Here is a 15,066-nt window from a genome sequence, read left to right on the forward strand (position 1 = left end):
GGTGGCGCCGGCCCCGGGCCCGGTCCAACGTGCCGCACCCGTCGCACCGTTGGCAACAGGGCGCACCGGGCGCATGACGGCGCATCCGGAGGTGCGCACGCCGGTTGAGAGGAGTGCGCGCCGGTTGCCGCCCGGCTGCGGCACCGTACGCACCGCGTCCTAGACTCCTGCTGCCCACGACCGACCTTCTCCGGAGGAGCCCGATGCCGGACCGCACCACCTACCTCGTCCTGCCCGGCTACCAGAATTCGGGCCCCGAGCACTGGCAGACCCGCTGGGAGGCCGCCGAGCCGGAGTCCTTCCGCCGGGTCGAGCAGGCGGACTGGGAGCTCCCGGAGCGGGCGGACTGGGTGGCCCGGGTGGACGCGGCGGTGGCGGCGGCCGCCGCCGAGGGCCCGGTGGTGCTGGTCGCCCACAGCCTGGGCTGCATCACCGCGGCCCACTGGGTGGCCACGGCCGGCGCCGACCGCACCGCCGCCGTCCGCGGCGCGCTGCTGGTCGCCCCGGCCGACGTCGACACCGCGGAGGTGTCCGAGCTGACGGGCTTCCGCCCGGTGGCGCTGGCGCCGTTCCCGTTCCCGACCGTCGTGGTCTCCTCGACCGACGACCCGTGGGTCTCCCCCGACCGGGCCCGTGCCTTCGCCGCGGCCTGGGGCGCCCGGTACGTCGAGCCGGGCGCGTTCGGGCACCTCAACTCCGACTCCGGACTGGGCGACTGGCCGGAGGGCCGCACACTGCTCGCCGAGCTGTGACACCGTGAACGGGGGGACGATGGACAAGCGGACGTCCCGGACCAGGCGCGTCCTGGTCCGGCTGCTGGCGGCCTTCGGGCTGGCCGCCGTACTGCTGTACACCGAGGGCCAGTGGGAGAGCCGCTCGGGCGGCCGGATGCTGGTCGCCGACCTGCTCAACCGGCCGGAGCTGCTGCTCGGTACGGCGCTGGCGGCGCTGATCGCGGCCGCCTGGCTGGGCGACCTGCGCGCCGCCGCCCTGCGGACGGCCACCCGCACGGTCACGGTGACCGCCGGGGTGGTGTTCCTGCTCGGCGTGCTGGCCGCGCACAAGGTGTCGGCGGCCGAGACCCGCAGCCGGGAGACCGCACCGGCGGGGGCGGAACGGTCGCTGGTGGTGGTGCACCGCTCGTACGCCTCCGGGTCGGCGCCCGGCGATCACTGGCAGATCCTGCTGGAGGCCGGCGAGGGCTGGGGGGCGCGGCGCTGGTCGCTGGCCGACATCGGCGGGAGCCCGGACGACGCCCGCCTGGTGGAGGCGAGTTGGACCGGGCGGGAGCAGATCACCGTGGTGACCGACTCCTACCGGCGGGTGTTCAACCTCGACCAGGACAGCGGCGAACCGGTCGAGGCCCGGTAGGAGCGTCCGGAAGAACGGCCGGACGCAGGAAGTCGCCGGGCCGACTTCCTGCGCCTGAGTGGGCTCAGTCCGGCTTGACGACGGCGGTGGCGGTGAAGCCGCAGCACTGGAGTTCGCGGACGGGTGCGTCGGTCGTCCCGCTGATCACGTCGCCGCGCAGGGTCGCCGTGGTGTCGGCCGAGTCGGCGATGACGCCGATGCCGACCCGGCCGCCGGTGATGACGTTCTGTTCGGTCCCGCCGTCGCCGTCCTGGATGGCGACGCCGAAGAACCGGTTGTCCTTGAGGACGTTCGCGGTGATCCGGCAGCAGTTCGGCCCGGCGTACTGGTAGATGCCGATGTCGGTGCCGGAGACCCGGTTGCCGGTGATGGTGGTGCCGGCCGGGGTGAAGCCGGCGAAGATGCCGCCGGACTGCAGGTCGTTGATCGGGTCCGGGCCGCAACCGGGGGCGGTGCAGACGGAGTCGGCCACCGTGTTGCCCGTCACGGTCGCCACCGCCTGTCCGATGGCGATGCCGAACTGCTCGGCCGGGATCGGCGTGCCGCCGGTGATCTCGCTGTCGAGCACGGTGACCCGGGTGGGCGGGACGGCCTCGGGCGGGCCGGCCAGGTTGATGCCGTCGAGCAGGTAGCGGGCGATGCGGACCCGGGCCACCCGGCCGGAGGCGGTGCTGCCCTCGGCGCCGTCGACCCGGACGAAGGGCGGCAGGCCGTAGACGACGCCCCTGCCGCCTGCCTGCTCGGCGGGGCAGGACGGGTCGGGCTGCATGTCCGTGACCCGGGAGTCCGTGAGGTCGAGCTCGGCGGCCTGCAGTACGGTGATGCCCCCGACCTCCGGCCCGCACGGGATCGGCCCGGACACGGTGAAGCCGGTCATCCGGACGTGTGCGCCGTGGGCGATCCGCACGACGGCGCTCATCGGCTGGCCCGTGTTCGTGTTGGTGCCGTAGGGGGTGAGGGTCGTCGGCGCCTTGACCGTCGCTCCGTCGACGCCCACGAGCCGGAGGTCCTTGCCGGTGACCACCACCTGCTCGGTGTGGGTGCCGCCCTGGACGACGACGGTGCCGCCGGACGCGGCGGCGTCCACGGCTGCCTGGATCGTGGGGAAGTCACGGGGAACCAGCAGGGCCGAGGCTTCCGGAGGGGGCGTCTCCGCTCCCTCCGCTCCCGTCACGGGGCCCAGGCCCAGAGCGGCGAGGACTGACAGGCAGGCGAGGACGCATCGCGTCCGGGCTCGGGCCGACGGGTGCATGGGCGTTCCCAATCCGAGAGAAGCGGACACTGCCGTCAACGCTAGGCCGGGGCCGCGGGGGCAGCCATCTCGCGGCTCCATCGGGAGGCGTGCCGACCGGGTGACGCCCGCCCGTCGGGGCCACCGGTGCCGGTCACCCCAGCCCGAGGGCGTGCGCGATGAGGGCGAGCAGCGCGGCGTTGCCGGCCGCGCCGAGGGCGGTGGCGGAGAGGAAGCGGGCCGCGGTGCCGTCCGGGAACGGGTTGAGCGTCATCGCGGACAGGAAGCCCGGCATCGTCCAGACCACCGCCGTCCACTGCCGCACGGCGCCGGCTGTGCTCCTGCCCGCGCGCAGTTCGTGCGCGGCGGCGAGGCCGATCACCAGGTAGCCGGTCAGGTAGCCGATCGCGGGGCAGAGGACGGCGGGGACGCCGAGGATGCTGTGCGGCATGGCGCCATCGTCCGCCGACGCGGCGCGGCCCCGCATGAGTACGGGTACTCAGGCGGGGCCGGCCGGGGGCGGGCTCCGGCTACCGGTCCTCGGGGTCGGCCGGGGTGGACGGCGCGGAGCGGCCGGTCTGGTCGGTGCCGCGCGGCTTGCCCTGGTTGCCGTTGTTGCCGCTGTTCCCGTTGTTGCCGTTGTTCCCGGAGCCGCCGGTGGCGGGGGCGCCGGTGCAGGTCACCGAACCCGGCGAGCCGCTGGGGGTGCTGCAGTTCGGGTCGCGCTTGGGCGGGTCCGGGATGTAGACGGTGGTGAAGTCCTTCTCCGGCATGTTCCTGACCGCGTCGCTCATCGCCTTCTGCCAGATCGGCCCCGGGCCGGTCGCGCCGAACACCTCGGCCTGGTACTTGCCGCCGATCCGGATGTTGCGCATCGGCACCTTGGTGCCCGGGCTGCCCAGCCAGACCGAGCCGGCCAGGTTGCCCGTGTAGCCGGTGAACCAGGCCGACTTCTTCTCGTCCGTGGTGCCGGTCTTGCCGGCGATCTGACGGCCGTCGTCCAGGCCGAGGTCCCGCGCGGTGCCGCCCTTCTCGGTCACCCCGAGCAGCACGCTGTTGATCACGTCCGCGGTGTCCTCGGACATCGCCTGGCTGCACTGGGCCTGCGGCACCGGCACCTCCTTGCCGTCCACCGTGGTGATCCGGTTGATCGCCATCGGCGCGCAGTAGCTGCCCCGGGCGGCGAAGGTCGCGTACACGTTGGCCATGGTCAGCGGGCTGACCTCCTGGGTGCCGAGGCCGAGCGCGGGCACCTCCTGCAGCGGCGAGCCGTCCGCCTTGCCGGCCACGCCCAGCTTGTTGGCCATCTGCTTGACCGCGCAGAGGCCGATCTCCTGCTCCATCTGCACGAAGTAGGTGTTGACCGAGAGCGCCATGGCCTGCTTCAGCTCGTACGGGCCCTTCTCGGACTCGGACTCGTTGGGGATCGTCCCGGTCTTCTTGCCCTTGTCGAGGTTCTTCCAGGTGCCGTCGCAGGTCTTCATCGTCGGCCAGTCCATCCGGTTCGGCGCGTCGTACCGCTGGGTCGACGACAGGCCGGCCTCCAGGGCCGCGGCGGCCACGATCGGCTTGAAGTTGGAGCCGGGCTGGAAGCCGATGCCCCCGCCCATCGCCGCGTCCACGTTGTAGTTGACGACGGTCTCGTTCTTCTCCTTGGCCAGCCCGTACGGGCGGGTCTGCGCCATCGCCAGGATCTTGCCGGTGCCGGGCTGGACCATCGTCATCGCGGCCGAGACCGGGTCGGTGACGTACACCTTGGTGGAGACGGCGTTCTGGGCGGCGGCCTGCTTCTCCGGGTCCAGCGTGGTGTAGATGTTCAGGCCGCCGGTGTCCCACAGCGTCTTGCGCTCGGCCGCGCTCTTGCCGAACGCCGGGTCCTGCTTGACCACGTGGCGCACGTAGTCGCAGAAGAAGCCCATGCCCGCCTTGGCGGTGATGCAACCGTTCTGCGGGTCTTTGTAGTCGAGGCCCAGCGGGGCGGCCTTCGCCTCCCTGGCCTGGTCCGCGGTGATGTGCTTGTTCTCCACCATCTTGTCCAGGACGGTGTCGCGGCGCTTCTGGGCGGCCACCGGGTGCAGCTTCGGGTCGTACTGCGACGGGTTCTGCACCAGCCCGGCGAGCATCGCCGCCTCGGGGAGGGTCAGGTCCTTGGCGGCCTTGCTGAAGTAGCGCTGCGAGGCGGCCTCGATGCCGTACGCCTGGTGGCCGTAGAAGGTGATGTTCAGGTAGTTGGTGAGGATCTGTTCCTTGCTCAGGTCCTCCTCCAGCTTGATGGCGTACCGGAGTTCCTGGATCTTCCGGCCGAGCGTCTTGCGCTGCGCCTCGCGCACCGCCTCCGGATCGTCCCCGGCCTTCTCCACGTTGACGTTCTTCACGTACTGCTGGGTCAGGGTCGAGGCGCCCTGGACGGTGGCGCCGCTCTCGGCGTTCTTGGTGACGGCCCGCAGGACGCCCTTGAGGTCCACCGCGCCGTGCTCGTAGAAGCGGGCGTCCTCGATGTCGACCTGCGCCTGGCGGATCAGCGGGGACATCTGGTCGGCGGTGAGGACGGTGCGGTCGCGCTCGTAGACCTTGGCGATCAGCCCGCCGTTGGCGTCGAAGATCTGGGTGGCCTGGGTGAGCGGCGGGGTCTTGAAGTCGTCGGGGATGCTCTCGAAGCCCTCGGCGCCGTTCTTCGCCCCGAGCCCCACCGCGCCGGCCGCCGGGAGGATCAGGCCGGCCAGCAGCACGCCGCCGAGCACGCTGGCGCCGAGGAACGTGGCCGCGTGGCCCAGGATTCCGAGCGGGGTCTCACGGCGCCTCGGGCGCGGCACCCAGGTGTCGCCCGGGTCCGGGGCGGGTATGCGGCGGCGGCTCTTCGGTGACATAGTTCGAACATTAAGGCCGTGGACACACCTTGCGGGCGGGGTGCAGGCGAAGGATTGTCACAAAATCGTGACAGATTCGACTCATTCGCGAGGGTCGAACGGACGTGCACGCAGGGACAAGGGCCGTTCGTCCACGGCCTGTTGACCCTGCGTGCCGTCACCGCCGTTCAGCGTCCGTTCGGCAACTCCCCAGCCAATACCCAGCTTTCCGGTCCCCGGCCGGCTCCTGACGGCGGCTCGGCGGCCGCTCGGCTTCGGCTCGGCCCCCCGCTCAGCTGTCCGTTCAGCCCGCCGGGCAGAAGACGTCCTCGGCCGGGCGTCGCCCGGTCACCAGGTAGTCCGTCACCACCGCGTCGCCGCAGGCGTTCCCGTTGGCCACGTACACGTCGTGACCGCCCGAGTCCACCGTGACCATCCGGGCCCGCTCCCCCAGCGCGGCACGCAGCTTGAGCGCACCCCGGTACGGCGTCGCGACGTCGCGCAGGTTCTGGGTCAGCAGCACGTTCGCCGGGCCCCGGTCGGTCACCTTCACCGCCGGCTCGGCGGGCGTGAACGGGCGGAAGGCGCAGGGCGACACGTTCACCGGCATGCCCGCGGTGAGGGGACGGACGGCACGCTCCGCGGCGACGTCCTTGGCGTAAGCGGCCGGGTCGGTGGGCCAGTCGACGTCGTTGCACAGGGTGCCGACCGCGACGGCGATCGAGTTCTGCACCGCCTGCTCCGGCGGCGTCACCGGCGCGGGCAGCGGCCGGCGGCCGAGGCCGGCCAGCATCAGCCGGGCGAGGTCGGGGAACTTCGCGTCAGCGAACATGCTCTGCAGCATCGCCTCGCGCAGCACGTTCCCGTTCAGCTCCGCCGGGTCGGCGCCGGGCCAGGGCAGCGGCGTGCGGTCCAGACGGGCGGCGAGGTCGAGGAAGAGCGGACGGACCTCCTCGGGAGTGTCCGCGACCCGGTCCGGATTGCCGGGCGAGGCCGCCCACGCCGCGAAGTCCGGGAAGCGGTCCTCCACGCCCTGGCCGTAGGCGGCGAGCCAGCCGCGCTCGACCCGGGTCGGGTCCGGGTCGTCGTTGCTGTCCAGCACGATCCGGTCGGTCCGCTGGGGGAACATCGTGGCGTACACCGCGCCCGCGTAGGTGCCGTAGGAGGTGCCCCAGGCGGAGATCCGGCGCTCGCCGAGCGCCCGGCGGATGGCGTCGATGTCCCGGGCCTCGTTCGGCGTGGAGATGCTGCGCAGCACCGGGCCGCCGTTGCGGGCGCAGGTCTCCGCGACGCGGCGCGCGTAGGCGACGTTCCCGTCGATCGTGCCGTCGGCGGCGGGCCAGGAGTGCAGCTTGACCATCGACAGGTCGGAGCGGTCCAGGCCGCAGCTGACCGGGGTGGAGCGGCCCACGCCGCGCGGGTCGAAGCCGACCAGGTCGAAGCGGTCCAGGACGGACTGCGGCAGGCGCTTGGCGGCGTTGCTCGGGACGTTCAGGCCGGAGCCGCCCGGCCCGCCGGGGATGGTCAGCAGGACGCCGTGGCGCTGGTCCGGCCTGGCGGCGGGGATGCGGGAGACCGCGAGGGTGATCTGCTCGCCGTGCGGATCGCGGTAGTCCAGCGGGACGGTGACGGTGGCGCACTGCTGGCGCGGGTCGACCTGCCCCTGGCAGGCGGACCAGGTGAGGCGGGCCCCGCCGGACCGCTCGGCGTCGGCGGCGGCGGGCAGGGCGGTCAGCGCGGTGACGGCGAGGGCGGCGGCCGCGGTCGCGGCGGCGGTGACGGTGATCGTGTTCTTCGGCATGCCCAAGAGTCTGCTGTGGCAGGGTTCTTGGCCCCATCCGGGCAGCGGGCCGGTCGGGGGTGGGGCAAACCCCCGACTGCGGGGTGCAGACGGCATCCGGGTGGACGCCCCGTCAGGATGCAGGCGGCATCCGGGGGCAGGCGGCATCCGGATGGAGGCCGCAGCGAGGTGCGGCCTCCGGCGGTGGAGGACGGACGGTGTGGTCGCGGCCGATCGGACCCGGGCCGGGACCCGGCGGGGCCGATCGGACCGCGGGTCAGAGACCGAGCACGGCCGGGTCGGAGGCGAGCGCGCGCAGCGGCTCCCGCGGGTCGGCGACCAGCCGGCGCGCGGCCAGGTCGAGGATGCCGCCGACGCCGGTGATCTCGGCGGCCAGCACGCCGTCCTCGCGGACCAGCCGCTGCACCACCTGGAAGGTCTTGCCGTCCCGCCAGGTGAACGAGCAGCTGACGTCCACCGAGTCGCCCGCGCGCAGCTCCCGCAGGTACTTGACCGTGGTCTCCAGGACGACCGGGCCCACGCCCTTGGCGACGAGGTCGGCCTGGCGGATCCCGGCCGCCTGCAGGTACTCCCAGCGGGCGTGCTCGGCGTACTGGAGGTAGACCGCCTGGTTGAGGTGGCCCTGGCTGTCGGTCTCGTACCCGCGGACGGTGACGCGGGTGGTGAAGTCCTGATCGTTCATGCCCCGCACGCTACTCCGGGCGGCGGGGCGCCACCTCGTGTCCTCCGTCACCCCGGTCGCGTCACTCCGGCGGTGCCGCCACCAGTGGCGCGAGGGCGTCCGGGCGCCGGTCGACGGGCAGGTGGTCGACGGCGTGGAAGCCGCAGCCGAGCGCGGTCGCGCCGCCGTCGCAGACCCGGTCGTCACCGACCATCAGCACGTCGGCGGGGGCCAGCCCGAGCCGGGCGCAGGCGGTCTCGAAGATCACCGGGTCGGGCTTCTGCGCGCCGATCTCGTAGGACAGGACGTAGGTGTCGACCAGGTCGTCCAGTCCGTGGGCCCGGAAGACCGGGCGCAGGTCCCAGCCGATGTTGCTCACCACGGCCACCGGGACGCCCCGGCGGCGCAGCTCGCGCAGGACGGGCCCGGCGTCCGGGTAGGGGCGCCAACTCTCGGGCGCCATGTGGGACTCGTAGAGGGCGTCGACGTCGAGGCCGGCGGGCGGCTCGGCGGCGCGGGTCAGCGCGGTGTAGGCGGTGCGGTGCAGTTCGGGGGTCAGGTCCCTGGTGTCCCAGGCCTCCTGGATCCCGCCCGGAATCCGGCGCGGTGGGACGCCGCCGGGCAGCGCACCGAACTCCTCCAGCCTGGCGACCAGTTCGGCCTGTTCCCGGGCGGGCAGGCCGGGGCCGGCGGCTGCGGTGTGGGCCGTCAGCCACTCCGCGGTGGAGACGACCCGGAAGAGGGTGCCGGAGAAATCGAACATCACGCCTTTGGTCATGACGTCGAGCTTAGGGGCCTGCGCGAGCCGGGTGCGGGCCCGGTGCGGCCCCGGTGCCGGCCCTCGCCGGGCCGGCGGGCGCTCAGCGGAGCGTGAGGATGCGCGGGCCGTCCTCGGTGACGGCGACGGTGTGCTCGATGTGGGCGGCGCGGGAGCCGTCACCGCTGCGCAGCGTCCAGCCGTCCGGGTCGGTGGTGTAGTCGTCCCGGCCGCCGGCGATCAGCATCGGTTCGATGGCCAGCACCAGCCCCGGGCGCAGCGGGTAACCCCGGCCCGGGCGGCCGGTGTTGGACACGTGCGGGTCCTCGTGCATCCGGCGGCCGATGCCGTGCCCGCCGTACCCCTCCGGCGTGCCGTAGCGCCCGGCGCGGACGACGCGGCCGATGGCGTGGGAGATGTCGCCGGTCCGGTTGCCGACCACGGCGGCGGCGATGCCGGCGTCCAGGGCGCGCTGGGTGGCCTCGATCAGTGCGGTGTCCTCGGGGCGGGCGGCGCCCACGGTGAAGCTCACGGCGGCGTCACCGGCCCAACCGTCCAGTACGGCACCGCAGTCGATGCTCACCAGGTCGCCGTCGCGCAGCCGGTAGCCGTTCGGGATGCCGTGCACGACGGCGTCGTTGACCGAGGCGCAGATGACGGCGGGGAACGGGACGGGCGCGAAGGACGGGCGGTAGCCGAGGAACGGGGAGCTCGCCCCGGCGGCGTCGAGCACGCCGCGGGCCGCCTCGTCCAGCTCCGCCAGGCTGACGCCGGGCGCAGCCGCCTCCCGCACGGCGGCGAGCGCGTCGGCCACCACCCGCCCGGCCTCGCGCATCGCGTCGAGGGCGGCGTCCGACTTGAGTTCGACCATGGTGACCACTCCCCTGGATCCAATTCTTATACCGGTATTTGTATCACGGTCGATGGTGCACGAGCATCACCTGGGCGGTTCCGCCCGGGAGTCGGCGGCGGGGACGGGAGGCAGCCGCAGGCGGCCCGCCTGCGGAGACGTGGTGATCGGGGTGGTCCGCGATCCGCTAGTGTTCGGCGGCGCAATCTGATGATCTGACCATGAGGAATCCACGTGACGACCCCGCCGACCACCCCCGTCGACGAGACCCCGCAGCCCGCCGAGCCGGCCGCCCAGCAGCCCTGGGGCGCCGGAACCCCCACCCCGGAGCAGCCCTCCCGGGCCCGCAAGCTCGGCCGCCGCGTGGGAGGACCGCTCCTCCTGGTCGCGCTGATGGCCGGCGGCCTGATCGTGTCGAACTACGCCAGCAAGTCCGAGCCGGAGGCCGCGCAGGTCGGCAACTGCGTGCACGACCTCGGCGGCGGCGGCAAGCCGAAGATGGAGCTCGTCGACTGCGCCAAGCCCACCGCGGACTACAAGGTCACCAAGGTCGTCCACGACGGTGACGCCAAGCACGCCTGCGACACGGAGCCGGACGAGGTCTTCGGCTCGTACAGCGAGGAGCGCAGGAGCAGCATCGTCATCCTCTGCCTGGAGCTGAACCCCACCCGTCCGGGCGGCCCGGCGAGCCTCCCCACCTGGCCCGAGCAGTAGGACGGCGGGCCCCGGGCGCGACGGGGCCAGGGCCCGTCTTCAAGTCCCCGTCGTCCGCCTGGAGGGCGGGCGGGGCAGCGTTGGGGTGCGTGCATCGCAAGGCGGAGGATGGAGTCCATGCGGTGGGGGCACCTCCCGGCCGAAGACTGGGGGCCATCGGCGACTGACGACAACGCGGCGAGGTGCGTGCCCCGGCGTCGGCCCGCAGGCGGGGGCTTGAAGACGGGCCCTAGACTCGACGCCATGGTGAGGACTCCGCTGACCCCGTGGGAGCGCGAGCGCGGGGAGCGCTTCGGCGCGCTGCTGCGCGAGGCGCGTGGCGAGCGCAGCATGGTCGAGGTGGCGGCGGTGGCCGGCGTCTCGGCCGAGACGCTACGCAAGATCGAGACCGGACGGGCACCCACACCGTCCTTCTTCACCATCGCGGCGCTGGCCTTCGCGCTCGACCTCTCGCTCGACGAGCTCGCCTCCGCCTGCGCCCTGCCGTCGGACGGCGGGCACGGCGAGGCGCTCACGGCCTGACGGACGCTGCTTCGCTTCCTTGGCCTGACGGGCAACGGGCCCGACGGGCGACGGCCCGCCCGGCGCGTGCTGCGCGGGGCGGGCCGTCGTCCGGACCGTGGTGGTGCGGCGGTGTCGGCTCAGCCGACCGAGCTGTTGTAGCTCTCGATCGCCGGCTGCAGTTCCTTGGCCGCGTCGGCCAGCGCCTGCTGGGCCGACTTGCTGCCCGAGACGGTCTGCTCGATCGCGGTCTCCACGCCCTTGCGGGCCTGTGGCATCACGCCGAGCAGGCAGCCGGCGGTGGCCGGGGTGGGCTTGGTGCTCTTCAGCTGGTCGATCGCGGTCTGGAACTGCGGGTACTTGGCCACCCACTCCTTGTCCTTGGGGTCGTCCAGGGACTTCTTGTTGACCGGGAAGTAGCCGGTGCCGGTGTGCCAGACGGCCTGCTGCTCGGGGGCCGTCACGAACTTCTCGAACTCCCAGGCGGCGCGCTTCTCGGCGTCCGAGTGGCCGGGGCCGCTGATCCACAGCGAGGCGCCGCCGATCACCGGGCCGCCCTGGTCGGCGGCGGTGACCTTCGGGAAGGCCGCGGTGCCGACACCGAACTTCGCCGCCTCGGTGTAGCCGCGCAGCACGCCGGTGGACTCCAGGTGCATCGCGACCGTGCCGGCCTTGAAGGCGGCCTGGGCGTCGTCGGTGGTGCGGCCGGTGTTGGCCGCGTAGCCGCCCTTGACCAGGTCGGCCCACCACTGGACGATCCGGGCGCCCTGCGCGGAGTCGAACACGACCTTGCCGGCCTTGTTGCTGCGGCCGTTGTCGTTGTCGCAGTACATGGCGCCGGACTCGGCCAGCAGCTGCTCGACGAACCAGCCGTAGATGGCCGCGCCGAAGCCGTACCGGACGGTCTTGCCGTCGGCGTCCTTCTTGGTCAGCTTCTTCGCCAGCTCGCCCAGCTCGTCGAGGTCCTTGGGCGCCTGCGCCGGGTCGAGGCCGGCCTCCTTGAAGGCGTCGGTGTTCAGGTAGAGCAGCGGCATCGAGGAGTTGAACGGCATCGACTGCAGCTTGCCGCCGACGGAGTAGTAGTTGCGGATGTTGGCGTCCAGGTCGTCCAGCGCGTAGCCGTCCTTGTCGGCGAAGGCCTGGGCGGGGACGGTCTGCTTGGAGTCGATCATGAACCGGGTGCCGATGTCGTAGACCTGCACCAGGGCGGGCGTGCCCTTCTGCTGCACCGCGGCCTTGTACTTGGTGACCAGTTCGTCGTACTTGCCCTGGAACTGCGCCTTGACCTCGATCTTGCCCTGGTGCGCGGCGTTGAACTGGTCGACCAGGCCGGTGAGCACCTCGGCGTTCTTGCCGGTCATCGAGTGCCAGAACTCGACGCCGGTGACGCCGGACGCCTGGTCGAGCGCCTGGGCGCCGGGCGCCGCGGCGTCGTTGGAGCCGCCGGTGCCGGAGCCGGAGCCGGAGGAGCTGCAGGCGGTCAGGGACAGGCCGGCCACCAGCAGGGCCGCGAGCGCGCGTGCACTCTTCTTCACGGGGGTTCTCTCTCTGATCGGGGGAACGGGCGTGGACGGTACGGGCGGTCAGCGCACCGCGCCCGCGGTGAGGCCGCGGACGATGAAGCGCTGGCCGAAGACCACCAGGGCGAGGGTGGGCAGCAGCGAGAGCACGACGCCGGCCAGGATCAGCCCGGGGTCGGCCATCTCGGAGTCGCGCAGCGAGGTGAGACCGATCTGCAGGGTCTGCATGTCCGCCGTGCGGGTGATGATCAGCGGCCAGAAGTACTGGTTCCAGGCGGACAGGAAGACGTAGATCGACAGCGCCGCGAGCGCGGGCTTGTTGAGCGGGACGACGATCCGCCACAGGAAGCGCCAGTGGCCGGCCCCGTCGATCCGGGCGGCGTCGCGCAGTTCGCCGGGCAGCTGGCGGAAGGCCTGGCGCAGCATGAAGGTGCCGAAGCCGGAGGCCAGGAAGGGCAGCACCAGGCCGAAGTAGGTGTTGCCGAGCCCCCAGCCGGACAGCGTGAGGTAGTTGGGGATGATGATGGCCTCCCACGGGACCATCAGCGTCGCCAGGAACACCCCGAACACCGCGGCCCGCGCCCTCAGCGGCAGGAAGACGAAGGCGTAGGCGGCCAGGATCGAGGTGAACAGCTGGGCGAGGGTGATGACGGTGGCCACGACCGCCGAGTTGGCGTACTGGCGGGCCAGCGGGATCGCGTCCACGGCGCCGGAGAAGTTCCGCCCGGTGACCGAGTGCGGCACCAACGCGGGCGGGTAGGTGGAGAGTTCGGACGGCCCCATGAACGCGCCGGCGATCGCGTAGTACACCGGGAAGGCCACGGTGACGACGGCGACGGCGAGCAGCAGGTGGACGGCGGCGCGGCCGAGCAGGTCGCGCGGGGAGCGGCCGGCGAGGGCGCGGGTGCGCGGTCGGGGCCGCTCGACGTCCTCGGTGGTGGCGATGGTGGTCATGCGTAGTGCACCTTCCGCTCCAGGACGCCGAACTGGACGGCCGTGCAGGCGAGGACGACCACGAGCAGCACCACGGCCTGGGCGCTCGCGGTGCCGAAGTCGCTGGAGCCGTAGGCGAAGGCCTTCTCGTAGACGGAGTAGACGAGGGTCCGGGTGGAGCCGTCCGGCCCGCCCTTGGTGAGGATGTGGATCTGGCCGAAACTCTGCAGCGCGTGGACGGTGGAGACCACGGTCAGGAAGAACAGGTTGGGGCCGAGCAGCGGAACGGTGATCGAGCGCGCCAGTCGCAGGCCCGACGCGCCGTCGATGCGGGCCGCCTCCACGACCTCCTGCGGGATCGAGCCGATGCCGGCGGAGAGCACCAGCACGTTGTAGCCGAGGTTCATCCACACCGTGGTGACGGCCACCGAGACCAGCGCGTACCGGGTGTCGGTCAGCCAGCCGACCGGGCCGAGGCCGACGTGCGAGAGCAGGCCGTTCAGCACCCCGCTGGCGGGGTTGAAGAACACCGCGAAGACCACGGACGCGCTGGCGACCGAGAAGGCGAAGGGCAGCGCGAAGGCGGAGCGCAGCAGCCGTACGCCGCGGATCCGGTTCTCCAGCAGCAGCACCAGCGCGAGCGCGCCGAGCACCCCGGGCACCACGGTGAGCAGCGTGAACAGCCCGGTGGTGACGAGGGTGCGGCGGAAGTCCGCCGAGGTCAGCAGGTCGGTGTAGTGCTTCGTCCCGACGTAGCGGGAGGGCGCGCCGAAGAGGTCGTTGGCGTGTCCGCTCAGGTAGATCGTCCGCCCCAGCGGGTAGCCGATGAAGAGGACGAAGACCGCCAGGGAGGGCAGTAGGAAGGCCCAGGCGAGCCCGTGTTCGCCCCAGCGGCTCCGGCGGCCCGCCCGGGGCGCGGTGTGCAGTGCGGTCGGCATGCGGTGCGCGTCCGCCTTTCGTGAAGTCGGTTCCGGCCGAAACCGTGTCCTGCCCACGCGACGCGGCGGGAACCCCGTAGTGATCAACCGGTGTCCCCGGGATTACGCGTTCGCGTCAGATTCGGCCGGTCGTGCCCGGACGGGCCGCGGAGCGTTTCCGCGGCGTTGTCGCAGGGGTGCCGTACGGTGCGCGGGTGGACGAAACGGAATTCGACATACGCACCGCAATGGCCGGAAGCGTGCGCAGCCGCTCGGGCGCCTGGGCACTCGTCAGGGGCTTCGCCGCGTACTGGGGCGAGCCGCTGGGGCCGGACGACGGCTTCGCGGAGGCCGAACTGGACGCGGCCGAACGGCGGCTGGGCCTGCGGCTGCCGGCGGCGCTGCGCGAGGCGTACCGGTTGTTCGGGCGGCGGGCGGACCTCACGAGCAACCACGACGTGCTGCTGACGCCGGACGAGCTGTACGTGCTGGACGGCGCGCTGGTCTACCGGGCGGAGAACCAGGGCTGCGCGCACTGGGGCGTGCTGCTCGACGACGTGGAGCGCGAGGACCCGCCGACGGTGATGCGGCCGGACCTCGCGGACAAGTCGCGGGAGCGCTGGGAGCCCTGGGAGGAGCGCCTGTCGACGGCGGCCGCGGTGATGGCGATGACGGAGAAGCTGCTGGAGGACGACGAGCTGACCGACTTCGTCGATTCGCCGGACGAACTTCCGGACGGTTTCCTGGAGTTGCCGGCGCTCGGCCGGGGCTGCCGCTGGTACCTGGGGCCGGACGTCCTGGTCTCGGTGGTCGAGGACGCCTGGATGACGGCCCGGGCACGCACCCCGGAGGCCCTGGAGGCGCTGTACGAGGCCGTGCCCGGGGACTGGCTGGGCGAGTGAGCCCCGCCCGACCGCGGCTCAGGGGCCGCGGCCGGGCGCTGTGCGGCCGGGCCGGGGCCGCC

15 protein-coding genes are annotated in these 15,066 nt (G+C 72.8%); 5 read left to right on the forward strand and 10 right to left on the reverse strand.

The window, feature by feature from the left end:
* Positions 1 to 203: 203 nt before the first annotated feature.
* Both ACIGG8_RS09580 and ACIGG8_RS09585 read left to right on the forward strand, forming a co-directional pair.
* Positions 204 to 752: an RBBP9/YdeN family alpha/beta hydrolase gene (locus ACIGG8_RS09580; RefSeq protein WP_396546700.1), complete on the forward strand. Its 549-nt coding sequence runs from the start codon at positions 204 to 206 to the stop codon at positions 750 to 752.
* Between the two features lie 19 nt (positions 753 to 771).
* Positions 772 to 1,371: a hypothetical protein gene (locus ACIGG8_RS09585; protein WP_396546701.1), complete on the forward strand. Its 600-nt coding sequence runs from the start codon at positions 772 to 774 to the stop codon at positions 1,369 to 1,371.
* 64 nt (positions 1,372 to 1,435) lie between these two features.
* On the opposite strand, the gene ACIGG8_RS09590 is transcribed toward ACIGG8_RS09585, so the two are convergent.
* From ACIGG8_RS09590 to map, 7 genes are all read right to left on the reverse strand, one after another.
* Positions 1,436 to 2,458 (reverse strand): right-handed parallel beta-helix repeat-containing protein, encoded by a 1,023-nt coding sequence (locus ACIGG8_RS09590; protein ID WP_396546703.1) that lies wholly within the window; start codon positions 2,456 to 2,458, stop codon positions 1,436 to 1,438.
* Positions 2,459 to 2,756: 298 nt separating this feature from the next.
* Complete coding sequence (locus tag ACIGG8_RS09595; RefSeq protein WP_396546705.1) at positions 2,757 to 3,053, reverse strand: hypothetical protein; 297 nt, start codon at positions 3,051 to 3,053, stop codon at positions 2,757 to 2,759.
* 79 nt (positions 3,054 to 3,132) lie between these two features.
* Positions 3,133 to 5,469, reverse strand: coding sequence for a transglycosylase domain-containing protein (locus ACIGG8_RS09600; RefSeq protein WP_396546707.1), 2,337 nt, complete (start codon positions 5,467 to 5,469; stop codon positions 3,133 to 3,135).
* A 283-nt stretch (positions 5,470 to 5,752) separates the two neighbouring features.
* A complete protein-coding gene (locus ACIGG8_RS09605; RefSeq protein ID WP_396546709.1) occupies positions 5,753 to 7,249 on the reverse strand; it encodes an alpha/beta hydrolase in 1,497 nt (498 codons plus the stop codon).
* Positions 7,250 to 7,505: 256 nt separating this feature from the next.
* Positions 7,506 to 7,931 carry an acyl-CoA thioesterase gene (locus tag ACIGG8_RS09610; RefSeq protein ID WP_396546710.1) on the reverse strand — a complete coding sequence of 142 codons (426 nt, stop codon included), beginning with the start codon at positions 7,929 to 7,931 and terminating at the stop codon, positions 7,506 to 7,508.
* Between the two features lie 61 nt (positions 7,932 to 7,992).
* Entirely contained in the window at positions 7,993 to 8,688 is a 696-nt protein-coding gene (locus tag ACIGG8_RS09615; RefSeq protein ID WP_396546711.1) for an HAD-IA family hydrolase, read from the reverse strand.
* Positions 8,689 to 8,770: 82 nt separating this feature from the next.
* A complete protein-coding gene (gene map, locus ACIGG8_RS09620) occupies positions 8,771 to 9,538 on the reverse strand; it encodes a type I methionyl aminopeptidase (protein WP_396546713.1) in 768 nt (255 codons plus the stop codon).
* Positions 9,539 to 9,751: 213 nt separating this feature from the next.
* Between map and ACIGG8_RS09625 the strand changes: the two genes are divergently transcribed.
* Both ACIGG8_RS09625 and ACIGG8_RS09630 read left to right on the forward strand, forming a co-directional pair.
* On the forward strand, positions 9,752 to 10,231 hold the full coding sequence (locus tag ACIGG8_RS09625) for a hypothetical protein (RefSeq protein WP_396546715.1): 480 nt from the start codon (positions 9,752 to 9,754) through the stop codon (positions 10,229 to 10,231).
* Between the two features lie 243 nt (positions 10,232 to 10,474).
* Positions 10,475 to 10,753 carry a helix-turn-helix domain-containing protein gene (locus ACIGG8_RS09630; RefSeq protein WP_396546717.1) on the forward strand — a complete coding sequence of 93 codons (279 nt, stop codon included), beginning with the start codon at positions 10,475 to 10,477 and terminating at the stop codon, positions 10,751 to 10,753.
* Between the two features lie 119 nt (positions 10,754 to 10,872).
* Here the strand turns inward: ACIGG8_RS09630 and ACIGG8_RS09635 are convergent, their stop codons facing one another.
* The 3 genes from ACIGG8_RS09635 to ACIGG8_RS09645 are packed head-to-tail and all read right to left on the reverse strand — an operon-like array spanning position 10,873 to position 14,123.
* Positions 10,873 to 12,267 (reverse strand): ABC transporter substrate-binding protein, encoded by a 1,395-nt coding sequence (locus ACIGG8_RS09635; protein ID WP_350526362.1) that lies wholly within the window; start codon positions 12,265 to 12,267, stop codon positions 10,873 to 10,875.
* Positions 12,268 to 12,315: 48 nt separating this feature from the next.
* Complete coding sequence (locus ACIGG8_RS09640; protein WP_396546719.1) at positions 12,316 to 13,206, reverse strand: carbohydrate ABC transporter permease; 891 nt, start codon at positions 13,204 to 13,206, stop codon at positions 12,316 to 12,318.
* Positions 13,203 to 14,123: a carbohydrate ABC transporter permease gene (locus tag ACIGG8_RS09645; protein ID WP_396546720.1), complete on the reverse strand. Its 921-nt coding sequence runs from the start codon at positions 14,121 to 14,123 to the stop codon at positions 13,203 to 13,205. Before ACIGG8_RS09645 ends, ACIGG8_RS09640 begins: the two co-directional genes overlap by 4 nt.
* A 194-nt stretch (positions 14,124 to 14,317) precedes the next feature.
* Here ACIGG8_RS09645 and ACIGG8_RS09650 point away from each other — a divergent pair, with 194 nt between their 5' ends.
* Positions 14,318 to 15,004, forward strand: a complete 687-nt coding sequence (locus ACIGG8_RS09650) for an SMI1/KNR4 family protein (RefSeq protein ID WP_396546722.1) — start codon at positions 14,318 to 14,320, stop codon at positions 15,002 to 15,004.
* Positions 15,005 to 15,066: the final 62 nt, after the last annotated feature.

Source organism: Kitasatospora sp. NPDC085464 (assembly GCF_044541955.1).
GTDB lineage: Bacteria > Actinomycetota > Actinomycetes > Streptomycetales > Streptomycetaceae > Kitasatospora.

Excerpts from the sequence above, each read along its gene's own strand:
- ACIGG8_RS09640 (WP_396546719.1), bottom strand. The coding sequence starts at position 13,206 with ATGACCACCATCGCCACCACCGAGGACGTCGAGCGGCCCCGACCGCGC.
- ACIGG8_RS09600 (WP_396546707.1), bottom strand. The coding sequence starts at position 5,469 with ATGTCACCGAAGAGCCGCCGCCGCATACCCGCCCCGGACCCGGGCGAC.
- ACIGG8_RS09585 (WP_396546701.1), top strand. The coding sequence starts at position 772 with ATGGACAAGCGGACGTCCCGGACCAGGCGCGTCCTGGTCCGGCTGCTG.
- map (WP_396546713.1), bottom strand. The coding sequence starts at position 9,538 with ATGGTCGAACTCAAGTCGGACGCCGCCCTCGACGCGATGCGCGAGGCC.
- ACIGG8_RS09645 (WP_396546720.1), bottom strand. The coding sequence starts at position 14,123 with ATGCCGACCGCACTGCACACCGCGCCCCGGGCGGGCCGCCGGAGCCGC.
- ACIGG8_RS09595 (WP_396546705.1), bottom strand. The coding sequence starts at position 3,053 with ATGCCGCACAGCATCCTCGGCGTCCCCGCCGTCCTCTGCCCCGCGATC.
- ACIGG8_RS09630 (WP_396546717.1), top strand. The coding sequence starts at position 10,475 with ATGGTGAGGACTCCGCTGACCCCGTGGGAGCGCGAGCGCGGGGAGCGC.
- ACIGG8_RS09580 (WP_396546700.1), top strand. The coding sequence starts at position 204 with ATGCCGGACCGCACCACCTACCTCGTCCTGCCCGGCTACCAGAATTCG.
- ACIGG8_RS09610 (WP_396546710.1), bottom strand. The coding sequence starts at position 7,931 with ATGAACGATCAGGACTTCACCACCCGCGTCACCGTCCGCGGGTACGAG.
- ACIGG8_RS09615 (WP_396546711.1), bottom strand. The coding sequence starts at position 8,688 with ATGACCAAAGGCGTGATGTTCGATTTCTCCGGCACCCTCTTCCGGGTC.
- ACIGG8_RS09605 (WP_396546709.1), bottom strand. The coding sequence starts at position 7,249 with ATGCCGAAGAACACGATCACCGTCACCGCCGCCGCGACCGCGGCCGCC.